The following is a 25278-nucleotide window of genomic DNA, read 5'->3' as shown; positions in this document are numbered from 1 at the left end:
CGATTCAATCTACATCATAGATAGAACCAACCTTCAATCCATACAATTCATTATAAATTTTCTCGGCAAACGCATCCGTCATACCGGCGATATAATCGATAATCATACGCTCCCACGTCCATACTGGCTGATCGCTAGCTTGATCCTGTTCAAACCGCTGCAACCAGTCAGACGGCATAATCGCCATCGACGTTTCCTGATCGATAAATGCTTTCCATAAACGGCGAATAATCCATTCGCTGCGTTTTTGTAGACGCTGTACCCGCAGATCGCGGATCATCGTTACCCAGGCGAAGCTTTTCAGCACGCTCACCGTGCGTAGCATATCTGCATTCTCGTAGCCTTCCTGTACAAAGGTAACTTTTTTCCAGCTATCATCCTCAATCACGCCCAGCTGACTTACAAAATGATTTACCCAGTACGCTTTGACTTCACGCCGGGTACGCGAATAATCCATACCACAGGTTGGTAGCTTTTCCCGCCAAATATGCAAATAATCTGTTAACACCTGATCGACCTTCGCGGAAATCTCATCCCATTTACAACCTTGCCAGAACCAGTCTTCCAGCGTCATGATTTTCTCAATAATCAGCTTGTGAATATGCGGGTCTTTCATAAAATGCTCGTGTACCTCGATCTTGCCTGCCTTGATGCCATCTTCCAGATCATGAGCAGAATACGCAATATCGTCACACAAATCCATAAGCTGAGCTTCAAGTGTTGTTTTGCGATCAGGAATGCCCCATTGCTGACGAATCTCGCGAATATATTGCCATTCGCGCTCATACAATCCTTTTTTGTTATCCATGCCAGAATAGGGGTACTTGTTAATGCCAAGCAGCACGGCATCGCATAGATTCAGTCCGTCCAGATTTTCGCGCTTTTCCAAAAACATGACCAGTCGGAAATTATGGGCATTTCCTTCAAAATGCTCATAGTTCTCACGCATCTCCTGATACACACGCTCGTATTCTTCTTCCGTTGCCGAACGTCCGCGCAGCGCTTCTTTCGTTTTACTGGCGATCCAGTCATCCAGAATACCAGCCAGCACTTCTTCGCCTTTGTGACCAAATGGCGGATGACCAAAGTCATGCGCAATCGAAGCACACTCCACCACTTCTGGGTGAATGATCAGACCGGGGTGATCCGCCTGCTGCTCCTGAATTTCGGGATAGCGGGTTAACAGACTTTTCGCTGCCTGGCGAGCAATCTGTGCTACCTCCAGCGAGTGGGTCAGACGAGTACGATAATAATCTCCGGTTCCAGCACCGAACACCTGCGATTTGCCCTGCAATCGGCGAAAGGTCGGTGAATGAATCAGACGCGAATAATCACGTTCATACGCTTCACGGGAAGCTTCATGTTTATCTTCAGCATACTGCCGATGCTCACGCATATGTTTGAGTTTCGTAAATTTGTCCATATCCTGCTCTCCTGTACTTATGCTTTCTGTAACGTTCACAGTTGGAGTGATTATACACATTTTTTACGCATCCGAAAAGCTCATTCCGCAAATCGTCGCTTTTGCCGGAAATGGATATGCGCTTGGACCTGCTCCAAAAGGTAGCTAGTACACATCGCTATTTTTACACCTATATATAGGAAGAAAAAAATCCGGACCTCACGGCCCGGACCTTATTGAAGACGTCTAAACCGCTTAATATAGCGGGATCATCTCAACGATTTTTCAGTTTCGGATCAAAGGTATCACGCAATCCGTCACCCATCAGATTGAAGCCGAGCGACGTGAGCAAAATACACAAACCCGGGAAAATCACCGTCCACGGCGCGGTCTGGATAAATTGACGCGAATCGGACAGCATTTTGCCCCATTCCGGCTCTGGTGGCTGCGCGCCTAGACCGAGAAATCCAAGCCCCGCCGCTTCGATAATTGCAGTCGCAATCCCAAGCGTTCCCTGCACAATAATCGGTGTTAGACTGTTCGGCAAAATATGACGGAACAGAATACGTGCATCACGCACGCCAATCGCTCTTGCCGCCGTAATGAATTCTTCCTGCCGCAGCGACAGTACACGCGAGCGTACCAGCCGTCCATAGGTCGGAATATTCACGATAGCAATCGCATATAGCGCATTTTGCAATGAGGGTCCGAGAACAGCAACAATCGCAATCGCCAGCAAAATCCCCGGAAATGCCAGCAAAATATCAAAAAAGCGCGAGATGACCATATCTACCCATTTGCCATAAAAGCCTGCCAAAATACCAAGCACCGTTCCGATAATAATCGAACCGATGACAGACAGTACACCAACCCAGAGCGAGAGACGCGCACCATAAATCGTACGGGTAAAAATATCACGTCCCAGATCATCTGTACCAAACCAGTGCTGTGCTGATGGTGCCTGTAAGCGATCCGCCAGCACCTGAGTGGTATACTCATATTTTGTAATGAGCGGCGCCAATATCGCTAGCACGACGAAAAACAATACAATAATCAGTCCAATCACAGCGGTCTTGTTGCGCATAAACAACCGAATACCGTCGCGCCAAGGGCCTGATTTTACTTCTTTGATCGGTGCATCCGATCCTGTACCCAGTGAAGCCTGTGTCATGTAATCACCTCTTACTTGTACTGGATACGCGGATCAAACACGGCGTACAGCAGATCCACCAGCAGATTGATAAGTACAAACATAACGGCAATGATCAAAATGCCGGACTGGATGACCGGATAATCACGGTTACTGATCGCTTCATAAATATAGCGACCAACACCCGGCCAGGCAAAGATCGTTTCAGTCAGTACCGCGCCACCAAGCAGGGCACCTGTCTGAATTCCGATGACCGTCAGCACCGGAATAAAGGCATTTTTCAGCCCGTGTTTGTAAATAACGAGAAATTGCGAAATTCCTTTCGCTTTGGCAGTACGAATATAATCAGACTGCATCACTTCGAGCATACTGGAACGTGTCATCCGTGCGATAACCGCCATCGGAATCGTACCGAGCGCTACAGATGGCAAGATCAAATGTTTGATGATCGTCCATAATTGACTCCATTGTCCAGAGATGATCGCATCCAGTACATAAAAGCCCGTAATGGCTTCCATAGGATCACGCTGATTCATCCGCCCAATCGATGGTAGCCAGTGCAGCTTGTTCGCAAAAATCCACTGCTCCATCAGACCAAGCCAGAAGATTGGCATCGATACCCCAACTAATGCAATCAACATACAGATATAGTCAAACCATGAATTATGCTTCCAAGCACTCACGATCCCGGCGTTCACACCGATCACAATCGCAAATAGCATACTTGCTACGGTCAGCTCCACTGTAGCCGCCAGATACGGCCCAATCTCTTCGCTAATTGGTGCACGCGTACGGATCGAATTGCCCAGATCGCCGGTCACCAACTCACCCAGATAGGAGAAATACTGCTCCAGCAGCGGACGATCCAGTCCAAGTTGTTCACGCAATGCCTGTTTGGATTGTTCTGTCGCCTTTTCCCCAAGGATCGTTTCTGCCGGATCACCAGGAATCGCATGAATGATGGAGAAGACGATAATAGTCATGCCGAGCAGTACTGGAATCAAGACTAGCAGACGTTTAATAATGTAGGAACCCACTTCGTTGATCACCTGCCATACATTCATTAGGACAGTGAAAGGACATGACTGCACAGATAGCAGCATGTCTCTTTCGCTGTAAAATCGCGTTATCCCTTACTTCATACGACTGGATGCAGTCATATTATTGTTCCAGATAGATCTCGGTATACGGCTCCGAGCCAGTTGGAGATGGTGTGTAGCCTTTCAGCTTAGCACTCGCTGCCAGCAGTGGCGTGGAGTGTACGAGTGGCACCCACGGTGCATCTTCTTTAACGATGACTTGCGCTTGTTCGTACAGCTTGGCGCGTGCATCCTGATCGGTTTCGCGCTGTGCTTGAACGAGCAACTTGTGCAGCGGTTCGCTGTCATATTGGCTATAGTTGTTACCGCCGATGGAGTCTTTGTCGAGCAGTGGGTAGAAGAAGTTGTCCGGGTCACCGTTATCGCCCGTCCAGCCGATGATGAACAGATCGTCTTTTTGCCCTTTGCTCAAATCGTCCAGATAGGTTGCCCACTCTGGAGATTGGATTTTCACTTTAACACCGATTTGGGCAAAACTCGCTTGAATGACTTCTGCTACTTTGCGACCATCTGGCATATAGGGGCGGGATACTGGCATTGCGTAGAAGGTCAATTCTTTGTCGATGCCGTTTGGATAACCAGCGTCAGCGAGCAATTGTTTTGCTTTGGTCAGATCGTAGTCATAATCTTTGATATTGGAATTGTATCCCCATAACGTTGGTGGAATCGGGTTAATCGCTGCTTCCGCCTGTCCGGCGAAGAACGCATCGATGATGCCTTTTTTGTCCACGGCATGGTTCAGAGCTACGCGTACTTTTGGATTGTTGAACGGTTCTTTGGTAACATTGAAGCCCAAGTATGCTACGTTAAATGGTGGACGATTGAACTTTTGCAGATCTGGATTGCTTTCCAGTGTAGTCAGATCATCCGGGCTGAGGTCTTCCATCATATCGATCTCGCCGTTTTGCAGTGCATTGAAGCGAGCGGTATTGTCAGGAATGGAGCGAATAATCAGCTGATCCATTTTGGGCAGACCTTCCTGCCAGTATTCTTTGTTTTTCTCCAGTGTGATCGAGTCACTGCGTTTCCATTCTTTGAATACGAATGGTCCTGTACCTACCGGGCTGGATTTGAAGTTGGCGCCTTCTTTTTCGATGGCTGCCGGGCTAGCAATTGAGAATGCTGGCATTGCTAGGTTTTGCAGGAATGGTGCTTGCGGATTATTCAATTGAATTTCGACAGTATAATCATCTTTGGCAGTGACGCTTTTGATCACACGCGCGTCTTCTGGTCCAAACATGGAATCATAATAATCGAATGAATCGCCTTCAAATTTGTATTTGCTTTTTGGATCGCTCCAACGATCAAAGTTGAATACAACAGCAGCTGCGTTAAAATCAGTGCCATCATGGAATTTCACACCTTGACGCAATTTGAATGTATACGTCAGCGCATCTTCGGAGATTTCCCAGCTCTCCGCCAGTGCAGGTTCTACTTCCGTTGTTCCTGTTTTGTAAGCCAGCAATGGATCAAACACTTGCTGTGCAATCTTCAGTGATTCGCCATCTGTTACAATTGCCGGATCAAGTGCCGCCGAATCGCCGCCGCGACCGACAATCAGCGTTCCACCAGAGGAAGCGGTTTCACTACCGTTGTCCGAAGCCGCCGGTTCCGTTGATGAACCATTTCCTCCACCGCTACAACCTGCCAGAATCAAGACAAACGATAAAACCAGTGTAAGTACAAGTGCCCAACTTTTTTTCACAAACCATTACTCCCTTCTGAAATAACAAGATGGAGGTCAATTCGACACGGTATACATTATTTAATTATCTTTATGTATATGTATACAGTTATCCATGTCGAAATTGCCGAAATTGACCATAGGATGAATTCAATTTACATTATGTACCTTGTTTTGGCAACAAGTTTTACATAATAACCGAAATTTATTTTCATATGTAACACGTAATGATGTTTTTCGACAGATTATTATTTTTTTTAGCAGTTTTGCTCAACTTAGGTCGAAAATGCGTAATTTATCTTGTATATTTCCTATGTGTTTTTTTCTTTTTTAAGATACTATATACGAAATTGCCGAAATAATCGTTATTACATATTTTACATATATCATACATAAAATTAACTTTTTTACATAGATACGCAATAAATGTAGTAACACTTTTAACGGAAAGCTGATAAAATAAATGAGAATTATGCAAAAGGGGAGGAATTATACAAATATGTTCAAAGGAAAAACGATTTTCGCAATGGTTGTGTCAGCATTTATGACCTTGAATGCTGCTAGCTTCGCAGGCGCGGCTGCACCTGCTACGTTTACGGTGGAAGGTATTCAGCAGCAAATGAAGCAGGATGCCGGTACAGGCACCCATATCACTCTCTTACATACGAATGACGTGCATGCCCATGCAGTGGAAGAATCACCGTCCATGGGTCTTGCCAAAATTGCTGGATTGGCGGATCTGTATCGCGCAGCCAATCCCAATACGCTGCTGCTGGATGACGGCGATGCCGTTCACGGCACTTCTTTTGCTACACTTGTACGCGGCGAAAGTGTCATTCAGGTCATGAACAAAATGGGATATGCCGTTATGGAACCAGGTAACCATGAATTCGACTATGGTTACGAGCGTTTGCTGGAATTGACCAAAATGGCAAATTTCCCAGTCATCTCATCCAACATTATTCAAAAGGATACGGGCAAAGCACCATTTGAACCGTATATCATCCGTGAAGTAGACGGCGTGAAGATCGGTATCTTCGGATTGGAAACACCGGAAACGGCGTATAAAACCAACCCAAACAATGTCAAAAACGTAGAGTTCACCGATCCAACTGAAGCCGCACGCAACATGGTATCCGAGCTGCAAGGCAAAGTCGATGTCATCGTCGCACTCGGTCATATCGGTATGGATCAGTCGACCGAGCAAACGAGTATTGATATCGTCAAAGCTGTACCGGGTATCGACGTATTCATTGACGGTCACAGCCATACACTGCTGCAAAACGGGCAGACTGAAAATGGTACCCTGATCGCTAGTACAGGCGAATATGGTGAACATCTCGGTGTGATCGATCTGTGGGTAGACAAAGGCAATGTAACAAAAAAAGAAGCATACACGATTGATGAGAAGCAAGCCGAAGGCGTTCAACCAAATGCCGAAGTCGCCAGCCTGATCGATTCGATCAAAGCTTCGCAGGAGCCAATCCTGAATGAAGTTGTTGCTCAATCGTCCGTTCTGCTGGACGGTGCGCGCGAGAAAGTTCGTGCTGGTGAAACGAACCTCGGCGATCTGATCACAGATGCCATGCGTTCCATTTCCGGTGCAGACGCCGCGATTACGAACGGCGGTGGTATCCGTGCTTCGATCGACGCAGGTCCTGTGACCAAAGGTGAGATCGTTACCGTGCTGCCATTCGGTAACCTGGTTATTTCTATTGAAGTAACAGGCGCGGACATCAAAGCCGCTCTGGAAAATGGAGCGACTGACTACCCGACAGCTAAAGGTGCATTTTCCCATGTATCTGGTATCACGTACAAAATCGATACTTCCAAACCAGCAGGTAGCCGTGTTCATACGATTACCGTAGGCGGCAAACCGCTGGATCTGACCAAAACGTACAATGTAGCAACCAACGACTTTATGGTCGCTGGTGGTGACGAGTACACGATGTTTGTAGGCAAACAGCAAACCGGTACGTACGGTACATTGGATGAAGCATTGATCGAGTACATGCAAGCCAACGGCACTAAGAGCCTGACTGCCGAAAAACGTATCACCGAAGGTGTAGAAGCTGCCGCCACACCAGGCAAAGAAACAACACCTGCTACGCCAGCTAAACCAACACCAACTACACCGGCTAAGCCTGCCACACCTGCGAAGCCGACACCTACCAAACCTGTTACTCCGGTAAAACCACCAGTAGCAGATGGCAGCACCTATGTGGTAAAAAATGGGGATACGCTGTATTCCATCGCTAAAAGTCATGGTACAACCTGGCAAGTACTGCGCGATCTGAACGACCTGAACAATCCACATTGGATCTATCCGGGTCAAAAGCTTGAGCTGCCTGTAAAAGCGACAAAAGCTTCATAATATTCTTGATTGTAAGATAGAATTGGGAATTGATTGCAAGCTGTGATTGCGAGGTTGTTGGGCTGCTGCGGTATGTATGCAGTATTTATACGCAGTGTATGTGATGCTATGATCTAGAACTGTGATTGATCTTGGTATATGTAGTTCCGAGGTATATGTACGTCAAAAAGCCTGTATCCACTTAAATGGGATACAGGCTTTTTTTTCCAAGTACTCAATTTAGAATGTCATTGTACTACTTTTAACTTTTATGCTGTTCTTGTAGTTCTTGTAGTTGTCTTACTGCTGTTACACTTCTATACATATGTTGTTTCGCTATTTGCTATTTGCATGCTTGCAATGCAATTCTATTCACTGAAAGACAGTTTATCTGCTATTCAGTACAGATTAGATGCTCTCTTTGGTCGTACCATTTTTCGGGTTAAACGCCAATTCGAACAATCCTGTCGCCGACAATCCAGCTAGACCGCCTGCCCATAGTCGCGGCACTAACTCCAGATCGGTAAATGGATACGCTGCGGCGCCGATCAGAATGCCAACTACTGTACCAATCAACGGCACCCAGTTTTTGGGTAGATTCACTGTCGTTTTTACCAGTTGTACTAGTGCCAGTACAATAACCGCCAGTGTAGATGCAAAAGCGAGTACGCTGTTTAACAGGTCGTTTGCCATGAAGAATCGCTCCTTTGTTCTTTGTTTTTAGCTTCCATTCTGTTGTCAATCTTCATTGTTGTTCTCATTTGTACATAGGTGATCGAAAAATATAAATCATATGTTTAACTATAGGCTTGGTTCTTCGCTTGGTTCTTCACTTGGTTCTTCGCTTGGTTCTTCGCTTGGTTCAGCATTGACTCTAGCTTGTCGTCATTTCAGTTAAATCAAACCTTTACGATCCAGTACAGTGAGTAAGCGGTAAAAATCATAACTGCCGCCATCCGGGTCGTTAATAATGCCAGCTTGAACTGCTTTTTGTACTGCTTCGTTTGCCCATTCCGGCACATCCATGGAATGATTTTTCTCAACGGATTGTACCCGGCTGTCGATTTTGCTAATGCTGGTTTTCAGCAAATCACGGCTATCGCTCAAGGCAGCGATACGATCTGCCTGTGCTTTAACGGTTGCTTGCAGCGCGGCAAATGCTTTTTGCTCATCAGTTGTCATCGGTTGGTCACCTCCCTGCTCCGTATGTTTTTGGATATAACGTGCTTTCAATTCATCCAGCGTACCGCGGTAAGCATTCAGATCCACTCCACCGCTAATCCCGTCCACCTGACCGGAATCGGTATATTGCCAGAAATCCCATTCTTGCCATGCTGCGCTATGATCCGGTATGCGCGTATTGCTGTAACGGGCAATCCACAAGTCATACGCGCCAAAAGTAACATCGAAATTCTGTGCAAACGCATTGCCCGTATACACAATTGGCTTACGCCCACCTTGTCGCTCCACTTCCTGCAAAAAAGCAAGTGCTACGGCATTGATGCCACTTTTGCTCAAATTGCCAGGATTGTTCTCGTAATCCATCACCGGCGGCAGATCAAAAGAAGAAACGCCACCCGCTTCATTAAGACGGGTCACAAAATTCGTTGCTTCCTGTCGCGCTGCTACTGCCGTAGTCGCATTTACAAAATGATAGGCACCGACGAGTAATCCCGCCGCTTTTGCCCCTTTGACATTGGTGATGAACTGCTTGTCTTGGTAGCTGCTTCCTTCGGTTGCTTTGATAAAAACGTACTGTTTGCCAGAAGCCTTCACCTTACTCCAGTTGATCGTTCCTTGCCAATGCGATACATCGATCCCCTGAGCATTGTTGCTACTTCGTGATTGCATGGTGTTATCCTCCTTTCAAGTCTGTTCATGACATTCGTTTAGATGAATGCGTTATGATTCGGCTGGTTCTGTCTGCTTTGCAGTAAGTGTTCATAGTTTGCGTAAGAAAAGAATGGGACTGCGTTCTAACATAGAACAGATGATTGGCATGTTGCATGTTGTCGTGAAAAGCATCCTGTATTATATAAGGAAATATAAGATGCACATGTACAACCTGTTTTGAACTGTTTTTAAATATTTTTAAAATTCCATTTGCATCATCCGTTGTATGAAATACAGTAACGTGTACGTTTGTATATGACGATGTATCATATTGAACGTCGTTTGACAGTTTGCATCTAATCCTAGATCTGGTACTCAAATGACAGCATCATTTTGCAATCTGGTTGTTATTGTAAAAAACAGGCATAAAGCGACGCTCACTCTGCTTTATGCCTGTCGTTATAACGGCATTGATGATTATTTTAGGAAGAACGGTGATTGGCATCGTTTGGACCTTCGTCGGGATCTGTAGCATGTACATTGATCGACGATGGATGCAGATCAGACGAATCTTCTTTTGTGGAGAAATCGGCAACGGTTTCTTTTCCAGTTGTCGTGACATTGTTCGGCGAATCAACCGACTGTGCTGAATGAGCATCGTCGGTTTTTTCGCTAAATTTCTCCTTCACTGCTTCCGGCTGCGCTTCTGTAGTCAGATTCGGATTTTCAGGCGGTGTCTGTTTTGATTCGAAAATCTGTACCGCATTGCGCAAAATATCCGGCATCGGCAGTCCCATTTTGCCGACATTTTCAATGACAGACAGCAGCTCATTTGCCAAATAAAAAAAGATCACCGCATCTTGGAAGTAACGCAAACTTCCGAGTGCCTGATCTATAAAATGCGCGACAGCAACGATAACAAAAATTGTCACTTTGCGAATAATGCCTTTGAACCCGATCCGACTTTTCAGCTCTCCTCGCATCCAGGCAGCTCCGAAACCGGACAGCCAATCTACTACTACAAGCAACAACAACAAATTAATCAACACATCCCAACCCCCAAACAGGTAGCCCGCAGCACCGCCAAATGCCGTCGAGACTATCTTGATGATTTGCGGCCAAGGCTCCCCCATCCCCTTCCTTCTCCTTTCGATATGTTATATACCCACAGCAGTAAAATTGGTCAAATAAAATCTAAAAGATGTATAACTCGACGAAGTATCCGTTACACGTAATGTTAAAGCGCCTTTTGATAAAGATACAATTGAAAATGAAATGCCTGAGCTGCTATTAGAACTTGAAATAAAATTTGTTGGCGGGTAAGAAAGACCTACATTATTGTATCTTCCATCACTATAAAAACACTGAATATTCCCTATTCCTAATGAAACGTAAGATGGTATGAAATTGACATTAGGCAGAGTAAACGTCCAATCAAACGATGCATTATTATTTATTTGATAAAGATAATTTCCATTTCCATCTTTACCAATATTATTAGAGTTTACATCAGGTACTCCGTTAATAGTTAGAGCTTTGATTTGTAAAATATTGTTTGCTATCGTGTCAAAAGTAGCATCTGCAGTTGTAGTAACCGATTTGGCGCTAACGGCAGCCGCAAGCTTGGTTTTAGCATTAGCGCCAGAGGACTTTAAATCGCGAATATCATTGCCTACATCATAATAGTTATTTCCGTCGTCACGTACAATGAACTTTCCATTATTCACATATGCAGCTGTGCTACCATTACTTTTAATATCAAAATAGCCATCGCCATTCCAATTAAATCCAGTGTCTGAGTCACCAAGAGTAAGTGTGTATGAAGGAGTAGTGCCCAAATTCGTTTGTGCATTCAGCCACGTGCGATTGTTATAAGTCACAAAGTCGCCTTCCACACCATTTTTAATACGCACACGTCCGGTATCTGAATTGATCATAATACCTTTATCAAAATCCCAGTCCGTAGCATCTACACTTTTTGAAGGAGATAGATGCAGTCTGCCACCAGTAGTACTTGAACTTATTGGTGATTCCAAATGAGACACCCAGCGTTTACTACCAGGGCTATGAATCATCAGCGGGGTTGTATTCGGGTCACTAATGCTCAGCGTGCCCGAAACGGTTCCTCCGGTCTTGGGCAATGCCGCATCTGAAACCGTCTTCAGAGCTTTTGCTGTTGGAGCCAGTGTTTCACTCGTGCTGTTCGTCGCATTGGTCAATTGCACAATGCCCGCCTGGGTCGTACTGGCAGATGGCACGTTGATCGTATCGACCTTATCCTTCACCTGCTTTACAGCTGTATCGATCTTATCCCAGTTATCGTTCAGCATCGTTTGGACATTGAACGTATCGTTTCCGTCCGTTGCCGGATTCTTTTTCAGCAAATTCAAATTAGGTGTATTGCTCGCCATTATACTGCACCTCCTGCAAATTTAGACAATGGGATCAGTTCCATGTCACTTAGTGTTTTGACCTGATGAATTTCTTTGATTAGCAAATAGCTAAACTTGTATTCTACCGACAAATGTGCGGGCTTGATCTCTTCGATTGCTGCTTTCAAATCGTCCAGATTGGGCGGAATGCCATGTGTATCAACAAACTGGATCGTGAAGTTCCAGCGCTCTGGTTGAAAAGTTACAGCAACCGTTCCGCCATCATAAGCTTCAGCTACATTTTTCACCAGAGCCCCGGAAAACTTACCACCACCGCGCAGCTTCGCTTCAGCTACCGCACGACGCTGCTCCAGTGGCTTGGTCACATCTACCGCAATCCCCAACTCATTCTCCCAACGCTCGATGCCCCACGTTGCCGTCCGAACGAAAAATTGCTGGAATGTCTCATCCAACGCTTGATATAAAGCGTCCATTTCCGCACCCTTGCTATCCATATCAGCGCGTATCACACGTGAAGTTTCATAATACGCAGGCAAGTAGGAGAATAGCTCAGCGCCTTTCACACTGGAAAATGCATCGCTGGCAATACTTAATACTGCTCCGCTTTGTGCAGATATGATGTTTGAAGATAAAGTACTTGTTACACTTTGGGATTGCACTTCATTCGTAGTATGAACACTATTTTCAGCATCATTACTTGCTCCAGTATTGATTTGTGTTTCATCAGCCATTGACCGTCACCGTCCCCAGTACGGCAACCTGATTAGCACTGATCTCGATATTTTTATCACTGGTGCCATTCACAGTCAGCCCGGTGTAGTCGATGATTGGCGGGATATCGAGCAAGATCGCTGCAATCCGTGTATAGCGGACAAGCGAATCGGTAAACGCCAGTTGTTTCAAATAACTACTAACGCCTTGTTGAATCTGCGCCTGTACCTGTTCAAGTGACGCATCGCTTGCCAATGTCAATTGCACAGCGATATGAATCGGTACTTCTTCTGCTGCCATAACGGTAATGATCGGTCCAGCTGGAGCAGCACCTTCGCCCTGTCCGTCCTGAGTTGGATCGATATACGTTTGCACAGCGCTCACAATGTCTGCATTGGCAGCTCGTTTGTCAGCATCCAGCAAATAAATCCCAACCGTACCCGGTCCTTTCCAGAGTGGAATGACACGACTGGCTCCAACACCAGCGATCTCGCCTGCCCATTGCATATATTGCGCTTTATTCCCACTTGTTCCCTGATTGCGCACCTTCGCATAAAAGCGTTCGAGCAACGATGAATCAGTCTCGACATCGGCACCGCCAGTCAATGCCGCCGCATTCGTAACACCAGTAATACCATTAACAGCAGTCGATAAAATAGTAACTGCGCCCGCAGGTACATTGCTGTTTTTGCCAGCTACCAATGCACGTACAGCTACGTCTGCTTTACCTGTAGCATCAAGTGTAACTGCTGCTGTCGTTTCGTATTCCAATGAAGCTTCACCAGACACATCGTCCGCCTGCGTTGCAACGACTGTCCCAACAGGCACGACTTTGCCAGCTTCGCCGGTAAACGTCATGTGTCCAGCTGCCTGTACAGCTGCCCGCCGGGTCACACCATGCTCGGCAGCACGCAGATCCAATTCCTCTGAGCGATAACTGTCATCGCTGCTAGCTGCAGTACTCGCAAAACCTCTACGCAGCAATTCCTGCGCCCAGATCGCCGCTTCAGACAGCATAAAGGCAACGGGTGCCTGCGCATCCCAAATAAAAGAGCCTTCCGATTTGTCAATATCCGAAGGCACTTTGTCCAGCATTCGCTGCATAATATTGTCTTCTGTTTGTTCTTCTAGATAGTATGGGAAATCTGCCAATTCAGATCACCTCGCTTTCCAAAATTTCCGTATCGTCCTGCACACTTGTAATCCGGCAGGTCATCGTGCAATGGTCTTCCGACCACGTAAACGTAAACTGGTCCACCGCTTCCGTCCGCGTATCCACCAACAACGCTTCGGTAATCATGCGTGTCATTTCGCTTTCCAATACGGCACGCCCTTGACCGGTCCCGATCAGTTCCTCCAGCTCGCTACCATAATCACGGGAATAAATCACATGCCGGTAACGTGGAGTCAGCAACGCTTTGTGACACCACTGTACCCAAGCCTCTTTGTCATCTGCTACAGCGACACGTCCGCTCGGCGTCATCACAAAATCACCAGCGTCATAATCGTAGCGCCAGCTTTTACCAAAGGTGACAGTACTGCTGTCACTGTCGATGACACTTTGCTCGTCTCCCCAGATAAAATCGTCAGTACTTGGGAAAAGATTAGCCATTGCCGCTCACCACCCTGCATAAAATAACGACATCATTGCCACTGTTCACACGCAGCGCTAGCACACGGTCGCCAGGCTTCAGCCCTTTGTTCAGGTATAACACGGCATCTTCCACTTCAGTTGGATCAAACGCATAATCGCTCAATGTGGCATTCCCGTGAAATGTACCCTGTCCCTGCTCATGCGTGCTGCCGGTATAAATACGCTGCGGCAGTTCCAGCATTCCCGGCAATTCAGCAATCATATAATCTTGAATTTCATGTTTAAAATCGTCCAGCTTGACCCCGGATGACGTCATCGTGCCGAGCACCGCGCCTAGACCGTTAACTGCCTGCTGCGTATGCTTGGACATCGTGGAGCGCATCACGTCGGCAAAATGCCCGTAAGGATCTTTTTTACTCAAGATAATACCTCCTTCTGACGTAATCCGTCGTTGCCAGCTCCAGCGTCATCGTACCCGGATTGCCGAGATCGTGGCTGACTGTCATAACGATCAGCGTCATACCGCTTAGCAGTACGGCATCGCCTGCACGGATGGTATTCATATCGGGTGCAGTTACGGTAAACGTCTGCTGTACGCCGGTTAGATAATTTTTGGCGTACTTTTTGGCAGCATCCGCGGTTTTGATCTGGTCGTCGTTCATTAGCTTTTGCAATGTGCCGAGGGTAGCGGTGTCTTTTTCTTCAATGGCAAGTACTTTGGATGGTACTTCTTTGCCATTGGTCGCTTCGTTAGCTGCCAGTACCTTCACCTTGGTAACGGCACCTTCCAGCGTGCGCATCTGAGTGAGATCGATCAGACGATCCAGCTCCTGCACCTTGCTATTGCTGCCCAGCTCAAATAGTTCCAATCCACGACTTGTCATGCGTGGATGGAACATCGGACCACCGGATTTGGCTGTTTCTTTTAGATCAGCAAACAGCATTGAGAAAATCGTCTGTGCTCGGTATACTGCTTTGCCCAGCTTCGTTTTTGTATCTGGAATATTGCCTAACGTAATACTCCAATCTTTGGCATATTTGCGAATACGCTGACTTGCTGTTTGATCTTTTGGCAACAAATACTCATCTTCGGATTTCTCCAAATAAATCATGCGATCATATACTGTCATATTCAATCGCTTCGTCCCACTATTGGTACTTTCGATCTCCCAAATGACTGCCGGATGCAGCAAAGGATGGTAGTTCTTATCGCCAAACGGAATGCCGCTGATACGAATATCCATACCCGGCGTCAATGCAGGCAAGCCGGAACCGCCGTCCAATGCCAGCCGCACACTCGCCTGATACGAAATCTGATCCAGCGAATCGCGCAAGCTAATCGTCTCGACCAGCTGTGTCACATCGTATTTATCCTTGACGATGACCTTGTAACTCATGACGGCATCACCAGTTTCTGTCCGGGTTTAATGGCATTCGGATTGCCTCCGATGACCTTCGTATTCAGCTTGTAAATGTCATTCCATTTGGAGCTATCACCCAACTCCAGCTTCGCAATCTTGGACAATGAATCGCCGGATTTGACGGTGTACGTTTTGCCCGTTTGCTTGAGATCGGTACGGGAGCCGGATTTGGTTGTCGTTTTGCCGTTGTTTGTTGTTTTCTTCTGTTGTACTTTGGCATCCCGCCAAGTGCGGAACGTGATATCAAACGAAATATCGTCCGGCTCTCCACCGCGGAACGTCGTATTGTAGGTGATCAGATAGACAGGTACGTTTACACCTGTGCCGGTAATGACCAGCTGTGCCGGACGTTTGGAGACAAGGAAGTTGTTCAGCTTGTTCGTCGCTGCCTGCGGGGTAGGCAATGTGCTGTATCGACAGTACGATGCGTCGTAGTCTTTTGGGAAAAAGGAAGTAAAGCTGATTTCCTTGATTTTATCGCCGAGTGTAAAGTCGAACTCGCCGTACTCTAGCATGTTGATCGTTTCGTATCCTTTGGAGCGAGAGATGGTAATTTCCTCGGGGTTGACTGGGAAGTGGAAAAAGTTGCGTGTACCGTCGATCAGGTAGATGTCCATAGTGTTCCTCCTTTCTAGGTAAGATTAGATGTGTTTAAGCCATGATTGGTTTAGCTGAAGTATTGCCTTGTGAATTGGATTTACGATTTTGCATCGATTTGCGCAGTTCGTTGACGACGCGTTGACCAATTTGTAGAACAAGGGCATCATAATCCAATTCGTTTTCTTTGACCGTCAATTGGACTGCACCAGCCGGAATATTGATAGAGACAGCATTAGTCACTTCTGTTTTAAAATCTTTTAGTGAACTTGAAATTGCATTCATCTGATTGCTATCAATTTGAATAGCGCTGTCTTTGCCTGTTGCAGGTTTGTTAGCTGCACTTGTAGTAACAGTAGCAGGCTTGGCTGCAACCGTTGCTGCTGCACTAACTGTTGCGGCGCTTCCTAGTGGAGCAGCTATACTTGCTGCAGGAGCTGCTGCAGCCTTTTTAGTGTCAAATAAACCACCAATTTTGCCACCAAGCCAGTCGCCAGCTGCTCCAAATAACATACCTCCGCCAATACCACCAATAGCAGTTCCTGCTCCTGGAACGACAGAACCAAGTGCACCACCTGCCATAGTCCCCAAAGCTCCGGCAATCATCGAGCCAATTGCTGCTCCACGTTCTTTGCCACTAGTAGCAGTAGCAATACTGGCAATATCCATAACTGCTCCAAGAGGGCGGAATATTTTACCTGCACCTTTTGCAAGACCTTTACCTGCAGTTTTGGCGAAATCGGTTATACCACTTAAACGACCTCCACCTAAACTAGATGTGAATTTTTGCCCCACGTTTTTAAGAACATTCATTCCACGGGATAAAAACCCAGAATCAGCTCCATTTCCTTGTCCTTGTGGAATGATAGATTTAGCTTTGTTCCATCCTGTAGATGCTAATTCTTTTGCCTTATTACCTAGATTTTTTAAGCCATTCATTCCTTGAGATAGTAGACCGCTTCCTGTTGACATTTGACCACCAACAAACCCTTTTGCTGATTTCCATTTGTCACCTAGATTTTGCCCTACATTTTTGCCTATATTTTTTATCCGATCCGAGAAACTAAGGGAACCACCACTTCCATTACCGCCTCTATTCCCACTATTATTTTGCGTACGATCGCGTTGATTATTAGAGTTGCCTCCACGACGCGGTGCATTCCTGTTTGAACCTCGTCCGCTACCTCTACCAGATCCACGATTTCTTGATCCTCTTCTACCATTTCTATTGCCACCACTACCACCACTGCCATTACAACAACAGCAACATTTTTTATTACCTTTTGCTGCACGATCTGCATTCGAACCTTTATCAGAATCGTCGTCTTTATTTTTTTTAAATAGGTTTATTATTTTTTCTGGAATTTCTATTAAATTGCTGATAAAGTCTGCAACTTTATTAGCATTATCAATCCATTCTAATATTTTATCGAACAAGCTTTTCGGTTCTTCTGCTTTTTCTGTTTTGCTAGAACTTAAAAGTGCTAACAAATTAGAATTCGAGTTGGAATCCACTGTTACATTTACGGGACCTGGAGGTGGAATTTTCAATCCTTTAATAAATACGTCCAATTTTTGCTTTACTGTGTAATGACCTGATGCATTGATCGCTTCGTCCTGTACACTCCGCAGCTTCCGAAGTAGTCGCTGTAGTGCCGGAGTAGCTTGATCGTTTAAGCTGATCGTTGGCATCAATCTCAAGCGACTTAACTTGAGTGCAGTACGATAAGCACTCTCAAAATAACGAACGGTAAACTTCAATTCGTTATTTAGCTTCATTATATTTTGATATTGAGTTCGACCTAATCGTTCACTTGCACGCTGAATTTGATCAAAATAACGAACAGTCGCCCTTAATTCACCGTTGCTTTTACGCAATTCTGTAATATCTGTAGCCATAGCGTCACCTCCTGATATCATTATCAAATTCTATGGGATCAGAGATTGCGTACTATCTATTGGATTGAGTCATTGCATCCATTTCCTCCTGTGAAAATGCGATCAGCATCATGCGCTCGCCCCTCGGCAAATTCCAGAAGTCGCCCGGTCGGAGATGATGGCGTGCCCACATGTGGTACATCATCGTCGTGATTCCGCCGGTGTGGATTAGTTTTTTAAGTCTTCAAGCTCCACGCCGAAGCCGGACAGTTCGAGCACTTTGTCACCGACGGCATCCAGTTCGCCTGCCAGCAGCATACGACGTACTGCCTGTTCACCGCCGGACAGTTTCAAACGACTCGTAATTCGTGGATCGCCCCAGCCATTCAGCGCCAGACCCTTCACTTCCAATTGAGCAGTCGCTTCCGAGATCAGCAGCGCGTTGAACGTCTCTGTATCCACTTTCTCCTCCGTGCGACCTTTTACCGTCTTGCGCACGGTGCAACGCTCACGAATGCTATCCACCTTACTCGACGTCAAACCGCGCAGTGTCATCAGCAGATCCAGACGCTGGATGCGCACCGTTTCCTCTGGCAGCTTATCCGCAGCTTCAAACAGACTATCCAAGATTTGTTCTTCCGACAGATTTTCATTCAAACTCATAGGTAAATGCCTCCTGAAAAGTAAAATAGATTTCGTTCCATACTGGTTCCTTACAACCATGACAAATGACAGTTAACAGTTCTTACTACGCCTTAGCCAACAAACCATACGTCATATCTAAACAAACGTAACAGTGCAATAGACATAACAATTCACTAAACACAAAAATGAAACATGCGGCAAATCCATCGTTCTCGAATTTACCGCATTCCATCTTTTCATACTGCGCTATTATTACGCTGTTATTACATTAACTTCAGTTCGCAACGATCGGATCCAGCAGCTCGTATCCTTCAAATGTAAAGGTCGTTTCTTCCGGCACTTCCTCACCAGCTGTCCAGTTCGCCAGTTGGATTTTGTCAGCCATGCAGCGGATCAGACGTACGCGCTCATGTCCGTACGATTCGGGATCGTCCAGTTTGGAGATGATATCGAATTTTTGGAAACCGCGTTGAATCATATCGGAAGTTACTTTGTAACCGGTCATGGTGCCGGTACCTTTTTTGATACCATTTTTGTGCACTTTCCAGTCGTTGCCGACCAGATTCAGCTCGCGTTTTTCAATTTCCACGCTTGCTTCCAGTTTGTTAATATGCGTTTGCCACACACCATCGATGTGCAGTTGTCCATGGGTACCGAGAATTACTCTTGAAGCGTCCAACATAGTTTGTTCCTCCTCAGGAATGTTTGTTTTGATTGGAATAGACTTGCTTTACAGTTAGAAATTATTGCACGTAAAAGGTGCCGAATAGCTGCTCCATCACATCGGTCAGCTTCACATTCCATTGCAGGAATACTTGATCCGCTTCTGGTTTCAGCACAGGCGATTCACCATAGTATGCCGGGTCGAGAATCACATCGAAGCCAGATGCTTCGATCACACTGCTCTGTGCCAGCTGGGTCAGATATTCCTTCATCGCACCGATCAGCGCCAGACGACCTTCTTCCGTGTTATTGACTTTGCCGATATAGGAATCTTCTGCCGCTTGTTGCAGATCGGTGTTGATTGCATCCATAACGCGGATCGAACGGATTTTTTTCCAAGCATTGTTCTGACCTGCACCCGGAATCACGAGGCTGTTCACGCCGCGCAGTGCCTTCACTTGACGACCGTCATTGAAGAAAATGAACACACCATTTTTGACCGCTTGTTCCTGCTCAGAGCGAGTCCAACGGCGAGTCACATCGTCAAATGGAGCGACATGATACGTTGTAGATTCGTTCAGGCGTTGACCGGCAATCAGACCAGCTACATATGCACTTGTTTGAGCAGAACTGTAATCGGTTGTGCCGATGCGCACGCCTGTACCGACATTGACGATGCCTTCGTAGTTCAGTGCCAGCGAGCGTGTAGCTGCTGTAGTTGCTGCCTTAGCAGATATATCGTCTGCTGCGCTGCCGCCGACAACCGCGGTAATCAGCTTACCTTCGCTGCGTACACGTTTTACCCATGCAGCGAAACTTTGCAGCAATGCAGAATCAGCTGCAAAATCCAGCGCGAGTACGTCAAAGTTTTCACCTTCCAGCGCTTCTTGTGCTGCGATATAATCGGCATTCACCAGACCAGCATTACCGCTCGCACCACCGCTGAATGCAGCTGTTGCCACGTCAGAAGGAACACCGCCATTACCAACGACAGATGCAACTACATACGTGTTGTCTTCATCCGCATTGATCTGAGCTGCAAAATCGGCTGCTGTACCCGCTGTAGATACATACGAACGCAGCAATCGTGTGCCTTCGTACAGACGAAGTTCTTTTTTCGTGCTATCCGTAATGCTTGGTTGTACGGTTGCTGTAAAGCCGTTACCGCGTGTACCGGTATATTGGGCATCCAGTTTCAGTACGGCTACATCTTCCGCTTTCAGCGTAACGCTTGATTTTTTGGCTGTATCGTCAGCCAGACGGTAAGCGAGCAGCTTTTTCGGACTACCCAGCAGTGCCAGATAGAGCGAGCTGTAAGCTGTTGCTCCGTTGTCGCTATCACCGGAGAAGATCGAGTTGATTGCAGTCTCGCTGCCAATCTCTACAAATTGCTGCTCCGGTCCCCAGTTGCCTTTGACCAGTACAACGACTGTACCGCGATCTCCACCTTGGATTGCAGAAGCTGCTGCCGCCTGAAAATTCATATATAAACCCGGTAATACCGGTCGATTCGTACTTTCCCAAGTTCCGCCTGCCATATTACTCCACCTTCGCTTTCATAAATTGTTGGATTTGTTGGTTCACTTCGTCGATTGTAAATGTCTGACCAGATGCAGCATGGAATACGCCATGCATGACTTCCGGTTTTACGCCAAACAGGGAGCCAGCATGCTGGATCAGTTCATCCAGCGGATAGCGCGCCTCACCTGAGGAAACCGAATGGCTTACAGACTGCACAGAGGTTGACTCTGCTTGCGCCGTTGTTACTGCTTCATCGCTCGGCTCCGGCGATGTATTCTGTGTACCCGCAGATACCGTTTTGGAGTCTGCTTTTTTGGTATTGCTACGTTTACGGGCGGTAGTTGTACTACCCTTTGCACTTGTTGCCAATGCCATCCACCTCGATTCTGTTACTTGTATGCCGTTGCCAGAACGTCTAGCCGTCCAGCACCGGTTTGTTGTGTACTTCACGCACCAGCGGTGCATCCGGCAGATCGCGCTGAGCACGACGCAGCAGAGTCAAGCGAATTTGTCCATTCAAAAAAGCATCCGCCTGTACATCAGCAGATGCTTCGCCTACCGTCAAATAACGGCGTGTTGCGCTATCCAATACAATTTTCACCTGTGCATTCAAGCGCTCTACCAACTGTGCGGCAATACGTTTGTTTTCCTGCTCACTATGCCCATAAATATGACCCGTCCACTGCTTGCGCAGTTCAAAAGCAGTCGTACCTGTTGCCGTGGTGCTGATGCTGGTCAGCCGCCACAACACCGAGCGCTCCACATAACCGGAAGGCCAGGCATCGTTATAGATCGTCCAGCTCTCGCCAAGCTGCTGCGCGGTCCAGTTATTAAGTGCTGTCAGCCAGGGGTCTTTGTCGACGTCGGTTTCGACATTCGACTCTGGCTCTGGTACGTAAATGCCAAACCGAATCGGTCGTGTGACCAATCCACCTAGCGGTTCGGTACGATCGCTGTCGGCAGCGCCGAGATATATACAGGTAAAGGCTTCGCCTGCATCGTCTACCAGCCGCGTATTATGCAGCTTTTGGATCAACGTCTCGCACCAGGCTTCCACCTGCTCCATGCCACCAGAGCCAGGCAAAGCATACGGCCAAATTTTCACAATCCGCCGATAACCTGCCCATGACGATTTCTGCACTTCCTCAGCAAACGTAATGACTGCACTGGCGCCGCTCAATCCGACATCCGGCAACTGGATATCCAGTACCTTGCCAGACCAGGCAGGAATCAGCTCAGCCAGTTTGGCTTTGAGGGTTGCCCTGATCTTAGGGATGATACTCACCTCCTTTTTACAAAATGAATAGCTGCTACATCAACAACGGAGAGGAAGAAAAGAGCCAGTATGACCGCATAAAAAAGAACCGGCTTCCTATGCCAGTCCTGTACATTAGCGTATGTGCTTTCGGTCGTTTGTGCTCTTTTGCTTCATTTCCGATAATACAATCTTACACTGGATTTCTCCTAATGGAGACGGTGTTGTAGACGGAAAAAGGACGGTTATTAGATGTTTTGCAGCGGATGTAGAGCGCTATTTTGCGATCAAAACGGGGAGATCCTGCTATATCAGGCTTTTAACAAAAAACACCCGCCAGATGACGGGTATTTTGCTTCATTTATATAGAATTCAAATCTAGAGTTCAACATGTATACAATTCCGAACAAGATTTATTGCGCCTCAGTCTCATCATGCCCCACCGACGCCTGACTCAAAAATAAACCTGCATACAAATACGAGATCAGCGCAAACACTGGAATAAACCATAACATCATCGGCGAATCTACTACTGCTGGTAGTGGCAGAATCTGAATAATGAGCCATGTAAACGGCAGCGCTACAATATTAAATAGAAGAAACTGCAATGGCACCTGTCGTACTAACGTCCGCAAGCCCCGATTTAGCGGGGCAAGAATCACAAGTGTATAAACTAACAATGGAATAAAGAAAAACAAAAACAGCAGCAGATGCTCCTGCAATCGATCTGGTAGCGCCAGCACCGTCTGTTGCAGAGCAAAGCTCAAATACAGTGCGCCCAGCAGACTAACGAATAGCGCTGCGATTGTACTATCAAATAGCCATGCCCGGTGGCTATACGTTGTAGACCGGAACCGCTTCACCATCATGGCAGCGGCAGGTAATTCGCTTTTCACTGAACCGATACCCCTATCTATCATAAATTTACATTGTATACATGTATGTAAGATCATCTATATTTTTACCATAAAATAACATAAAATCAGAATATATGCTATGTTTTCCGCTAAAATAATATGGAATTGTATTCATCCGTCCTTTGCCTTACTTGTACATAACCTGTATACATAGCTTGCGAATCAATACAAACAAAAAGACTGTCCCACCCTGGGACAGCCTGTACACTTCGGCAAACCTCTAATTGCTCATCTTCTTCCACTACATCCAAGCAATGGAATGACATTGTAAATTCCAAACTTCTATGGAGCGCCTTGTGTACATCACCTTGCATCTAACCTTAGACAGGCAGTCGCATCATGCCGCTATCCGCCAGCGCCAGTGCCAGCTTGTAAAAAGCACGGCTGCGAATTTTAACGTAAGTGTCTTTGCTAATCGGCGGATCGAACAGGTGACTGTATACTTTATAATCGAACACATCATCCTGCTTGAGATAACGTTCCCGAATGAGCAATTGCTCACGTTCGCTCAACCGATCCACAATTGCTTCAACGCGCTCACAATATGCACGACGTGCAGCCGGTGTATCTACATTATAAATGGCAGCCCCAGCCGTCTGGTCACCAGTCACGTTAGTCGGTCCGTGCATTCTTGCTTCATAGGAAGCAGTCATAGAAGTTTCGCGAATTTCAAACGTAATCGTTTTGTAGATCCGATATTTTTCAAATACCGCTTCGACGGCATTACGAGTTTGGCGACGATCCAATTGCGGTAGGGAAATCATAGGGTTCATTGTACAACACTCCTTTAGTATAATAATGAAGACTTCAAGCTCAATCTATTCCATCCATATTCACTCTATTCAATCTTTGCCTTTTGGCAATGATGATATAAATATAACCAGTTATTACGCATTTCAACACAATAAAATTCCAATTTTTTGTTAATGTTCGTATTTTGTTCGCATTTCGTATATTTAAGATAACACGAAAGTATAGAGATCGTAAACTGCCAAAATAGTTGCTTTTTACGGGAAAATCTTCATTTATCTACTTCTTGCTCCTGCATTTGTGCCTTTTGGCAAAGAGTGGATTTCCATTGTTTACCTAATGGCAATAATGGGTTATAGTAACATGGTAAGACAACATGTGATACGTATTCGCAAACCGGCAATATGCATCGGTAGATTGCTTTCTTTTTATCGTGTCTGGAGAAAGGGTGTTATGTCCGTGGATAATCCTTCATTTGGAAGTTATTTAAAGCAAATACGCGAACAAAAAAGTTGGAGCATCAATCAGCTCGCCGATATTGCTGGGATCAGTACCTCACAAATCTCGCGCATCGAAAATGGCAAGCGCGGTGTTCCCAAGCCGCAAACGATTGAAAAGCTATCGCAGGCGCTACATGTGCCTTATGCGGAAATGATGGATCATGCCGGTTATCTGCATCCGGAGGAGACTGCGCAGATTCCAGAATGGGCAAGCTCCAGAGACAAACGTGATTTTAAGAAAATGCTGGAGGAAGATGGTGAATTGATGTTTGATGGCGTTCCGCTGGATGATGAAGACAAGCAGCGGATCAAGGATGTATTAACCGGACTATTCTGGGAAGCGAAGCATATGAACAAACGCAAACCTGTTGCAGGTGATGACAGGCGCCAATCGTAAGCCGGTTTTATACACGCACACCATCGCGCCCGGTTGCCCTATTCTTAGGGAGACAACGGCGCTCCAAACCAAACGCTTATATCGAGGTGAATCATACCGATGGATGATATCGCAGCCAGGCTGGTGCATCAATACCAAACCAATTGCCCTTTTGACATTGCTGAAGCGCTCGGCATACATATTCGTTACATGGATCTTGGCAAATCAACCAAAGGTCTGTACTACACCAAACTAAGACGGCGCTTTATCGTCATCAATCACGGGCTGTCTCCGCAGTGGCAGCGGTTTGTCTGCGCTCACGAACTCGGTCACGACCGTTTACACAAAGGACTTAGCCGCTTTTTCTTGGAAGAGCATTCGTATTTCTGGCCGGGCAAAATGGAGCGTCAGGCAAACTCTTTTGCCATTACCCTACTAACGACCGGACGTGAGCAGCGTGACGACGAGACATTGGAAGCATTCGCCATGCGTACTGGCATTCCTCGTGAAATGCTATATTTTTTTGATCTGTAAT

At 46.3% G+C, this 25278-nt stretch carries 24 protein-coding genes and 1 pseudogene; 3 read left to right on the top strand and 22 right to left on the bottom strand.

The window, feature by feature from the left end:
- Positions 1 to 4: 4 nt before the first annotated feature.
- The 4 genes from ACE3MZ_RS05780 to ACE3MZ_RS05765 form a co-directional block, all read right to left on the bottom strand.
- Positions 5 to 1423: a deoxyguanosinetriphosphate triphosphohydrolase family protein gene (locus ACE3MZ_RS05780; RefSeq protein ID WP_411345517.1), complete on the bottom strand. Its 1419-nt coding sequence runs from the start codon at positions 1421 to 1423 to the stop codon at positions 5 to 7.
- A 253-nt stretch (positions 1424 to 1676) separates the two neighbouring features.
- Entirely contained in the window at positions 1677 to 2573 is an 897-nt protein-coding gene (gene nikC / locus ACE3MZ_RS05775) for a nickel transporter permease (protein ID WP_411345516.1), read from the bottom strand.
- A gap of 11 nt (positions 2574 to 2584) precedes the next feature.
- Positions 2585 to 3589 (bottom strand): ABC transporter permease, encoded by a 1005-nt coding sequence (locus tag ACE3MZ_RS05770; RefSeq protein ID WP_411345515.1) that lies wholly within the window; start codon positions 3587 to 3589, stop codon positions 2585 to 2587.
- 124 nt (positions 3590 to 3713) lie between these two features.
- Entirely contained in the window at positions 3714 to 5357 is a 1644-nt protein-coding gene (locus ACE3MZ_RS05765) for an ABC transporter substrate-binding protein (protein WP_411345514.1), read from the bottom strand.
- A gap of 478 nt (positions 5358 to 5835) precedes the next feature.
- On the opposite strand from ACE3MZ_RS05765, the gene ACE3MZ_RS05760 reads away from it, so the two are divergent.
- Positions 5836 to 7710, top strand: coding sequence for a 5'-nucleotidase C-terminal domain-containing protein (locus ACE3MZ_RS05760; RefSeq protein ID WP_411345513.1), 1875 nt, complete (start codon positions 5836 to 5838; stop codon positions 7708 to 7710).
- A gap of 387 nt (positions 7711 to 8097) precedes the next feature.
- On the opposite strand, the gene ACE3MZ_RS05755 is transcribed toward ACE3MZ_RS05760, so the two are convergent.
- From ACE3MZ_RS05755 to ACE3MZ_RS05670, 18 genes and pseudogenes are all read right to left on the bottom strand, one after another.
- The gene (locus ACE3MZ_RS05755) at positions 8098 to 8382 is read right to left on the bottom strand and encodes a holin (protein WP_411345512.1); all 285 of its coding nucleotides are present in this window, start codon (positions 8380 to 8382) and stop codon (positions 8098 to 8100) included.
- 201 nt (positions 8383 to 8583) lie between these two features.
- A complete protein-coding gene (locus ACE3MZ_RS05750; protein WP_411345511.1) occupies positions 8584 to 9540 on the bottom strand; it encodes a glycoside hydrolase family 25 protein in 957 nt (318 codons plus the stop codon).
- Positions 9541 to 10256: 716 nt separating this feature from the next.
- Positions 10257 to 10655, bottom strand: a pseudogene (locus tag ACE3MZ_RS05745) (holin family protein); the annotation flags it as partial.
- A gap of 24 nt (positions 10656 to 10679) precedes the next feature.
- Complete coding sequence (locus ACE3MZ_RS05740) at positions 10680 to 11933, bottom strand: phage tail protein (protein ID WP_411345510.1); 1254 nt, start codon at positions 11931 to 11933, stop codon at positions 10680 to 10682.
- Positions 11933 to 12532, bottom strand: coding sequence for a YmfQ family protein (locus tag ACE3MZ_RS05735; RefSeq protein ID WP_411346714.1), 600 nt, complete (start codon positions 12530 to 12532; stop codon positions 11933 to 11935). The genes ACE3MZ_RS05740 and ACE3MZ_RS05735 overlap by 1 nt, the downstream gene beginning before the upstream one ends.
- Positions 12533 to 12638: 106 nt before the next feature.
- On the bottom strand, positions 12639 to 13778 hold the full coding sequence (locus tag ACE3MZ_RS05730; protein WP_411345509.1) for a baseplate J/gp47 family protein: 1140 nt from the start codon (positions 13776 to 13778) through the stop codon (positions 12639 to 12641).
- A 1-nt stretch (position 13779) separates the two neighbouring features.
- Complete coding sequence (locus ACE3MZ_RS05725; protein WP_411345508.1) at positions 13780 to 14238, bottom strand: DUF2634 domain-containing protein; 459 nt, start codon at positions 14236 to 14238, stop codon at positions 13780 to 13782.
- Complete coding sequence (locus tag ACE3MZ_RS05720) at positions 14231 to 14602, bottom strand: hypothetical protein (protein WP_411346713.1); 372 nt, start codon at positions 14600 to 14602, stop codon at positions 14231 to 14233. Before ACE3MZ_RS05720 ends, ACE3MZ_RS05725 begins: the two co-directional genes overlap by 8 nt.
- 31 nt (positions 14603 to 14633) lie before the next feature.
- Positions 14634 to 15617: a phage portal protein gene (locus ACE3MZ_RS05715; protein ID WP_411345507.1), complete on the bottom strand. Its 984-nt coding sequence runs from the start codon at positions 15615 to 15617 to the stop codon at positions 14634 to 14636.
- Positions 15614 to 16258 (bottom strand): LysM peptidoglycan-binding domain-containing protein, encoded by a 645-nt coding sequence (locus ACE3MZ_RS05710; RefSeq protein ID WP_411345506.1) that lies wholly within the window; start codon positions 16256 to 16258, stop codon positions 15614 to 15616. The genes ACE3MZ_RS05715 and ACE3MZ_RS05710 overlap by 4 nt, the downstream gene beginning before the upstream one ends.
- A 34-nt stretch (positions 16259 to 16292) precedes the next feature.
- A complete protein-coding gene (locus ACE3MZ_RS05705) occupies positions 16293 to 18137 on the bottom strand; it encodes a hypothetical protein (protein ID WP_411345505.1) in 1845 nt (614 codons plus the stop codon).
- Positions 18138 to 18344: 207 nt separating this feature from the next.
- Complete coding sequence (locus tag ACE3MZ_RS05700; RefSeq protein WP_367054445.1) at positions 18345 to 18779, bottom strand: phage tail assembly chaperone; 435 nt, start codon at positions 18777 to 18779, stop codon at positions 18345 to 18347.
- A gap of 256 nt (positions 18780 to 19035) precedes the next feature.
- A complete protein-coding gene (locus tag ACE3MZ_RS05695; protein ID WP_367054442.1) occupies positions 19036 to 19443 on the bottom strand; it encodes a phage tail tube protein in 408 nt (135 codons plus the stop codon).
- 61 nt (positions 19444 to 19504) lie between these two features.
- A complete protein-coding gene (locus ACE3MZ_RS05690) occupies positions 19505 to 20962 on the bottom strand; it encodes a phage tail sheath family protein (protein WP_411345504.1) in 1458 nt (485 codons plus the stop codon).
- A 1-nt stretch (position 20963) separates the two neighbouring features.
- Positions 20964 to 21314 (bottom strand): hypothetical protein, encoded by a 351-nt coding sequence (locus tag ACE3MZ_RS05685; RefSeq protein ID WP_411345503.1) that lies wholly within the window; start codon positions 21312 to 21314, stop codon positions 20964 to 20966.
- 46 nt (positions 21315 to 21360) lie between these two features.
- Positions 21361 to 22230: a hypothetical protein gene (locus ACE3MZ_RS05680; protein WP_411345502.1), complete on the bottom strand. Its 870-nt coding sequence runs from the start codon at positions 22228 to 22230 to the stop codon at positions 21361 to 21363.
- A 383-nt stretch (positions 22231 to 22613) separates the two neighbouring features.
- A complete protein-coding gene (locus ACE3MZ_RS05675) occupies positions 22614 to 23096 on the bottom strand; it encodes a hypothetical protein (RefSeq protein WP_411345501.1) in 483 nt (160 codons plus the stop codon).
- A gap of 341 nt (positions 23097 to 23437) precedes the next feature.
- A complete protein-coding gene (locus ACE3MZ_RS05670) occupies positions 23438 to 23890 on the bottom strand; it encodes an ArpU family phage packaging/lysis transcriptional regulator (RefSeq protein ID WP_411345500.1) in 453 nt (150 codons plus the stop codon).
- A gap of 436 nt (positions 23891 to 24326) precedes the next feature.
- Between ACE3MZ_RS05670 and ACE3MZ_RS05665 the strand changes: the two genes are divergently transcribed.
- Both ACE3MZ_RS05665 and ACE3MZ_RS05660 read left to right on the top strand, forming a co-directional pair.
- Positions 24327 to 24764, top strand: coding sequence for a helix-turn-helix domain-containing protein (locus ACE3MZ_RS05665; RefSeq protein WP_411346712.1), 438 nt, complete (start codon positions 24327 to 24329; stop codon positions 24762 to 24764).
- A gap of 99 nt (positions 24765 to 24863) precedes the next feature.
- Positions 24864 to 25277, top strand: coding sequence for an ImmA/IrrE family metallo-endopeptidase (locus tag ACE3MZ_RS05660; RefSeq protein WP_411345499.1), 414 nt, complete (start codon positions 24864 to 24866; stop codon positions 25275 to 25277).
- The last annotated feature ends 1 nt before the right edge of the window (position 25278 follow it).

Source organism: Paenibacillus sp. WLX1005, from assembly GCF_046603685.1.
Classification (GTDB): Bacteria; Bacillota; Bacilli; order Paenibacillales; family Paenibacillaceae; genus Saccharibacillus.
The sequence above is the reverse complement of the archived record's forward strand: the minus strand, read 5'-3'. Positions and strand labels throughout refer to the sequence as shown.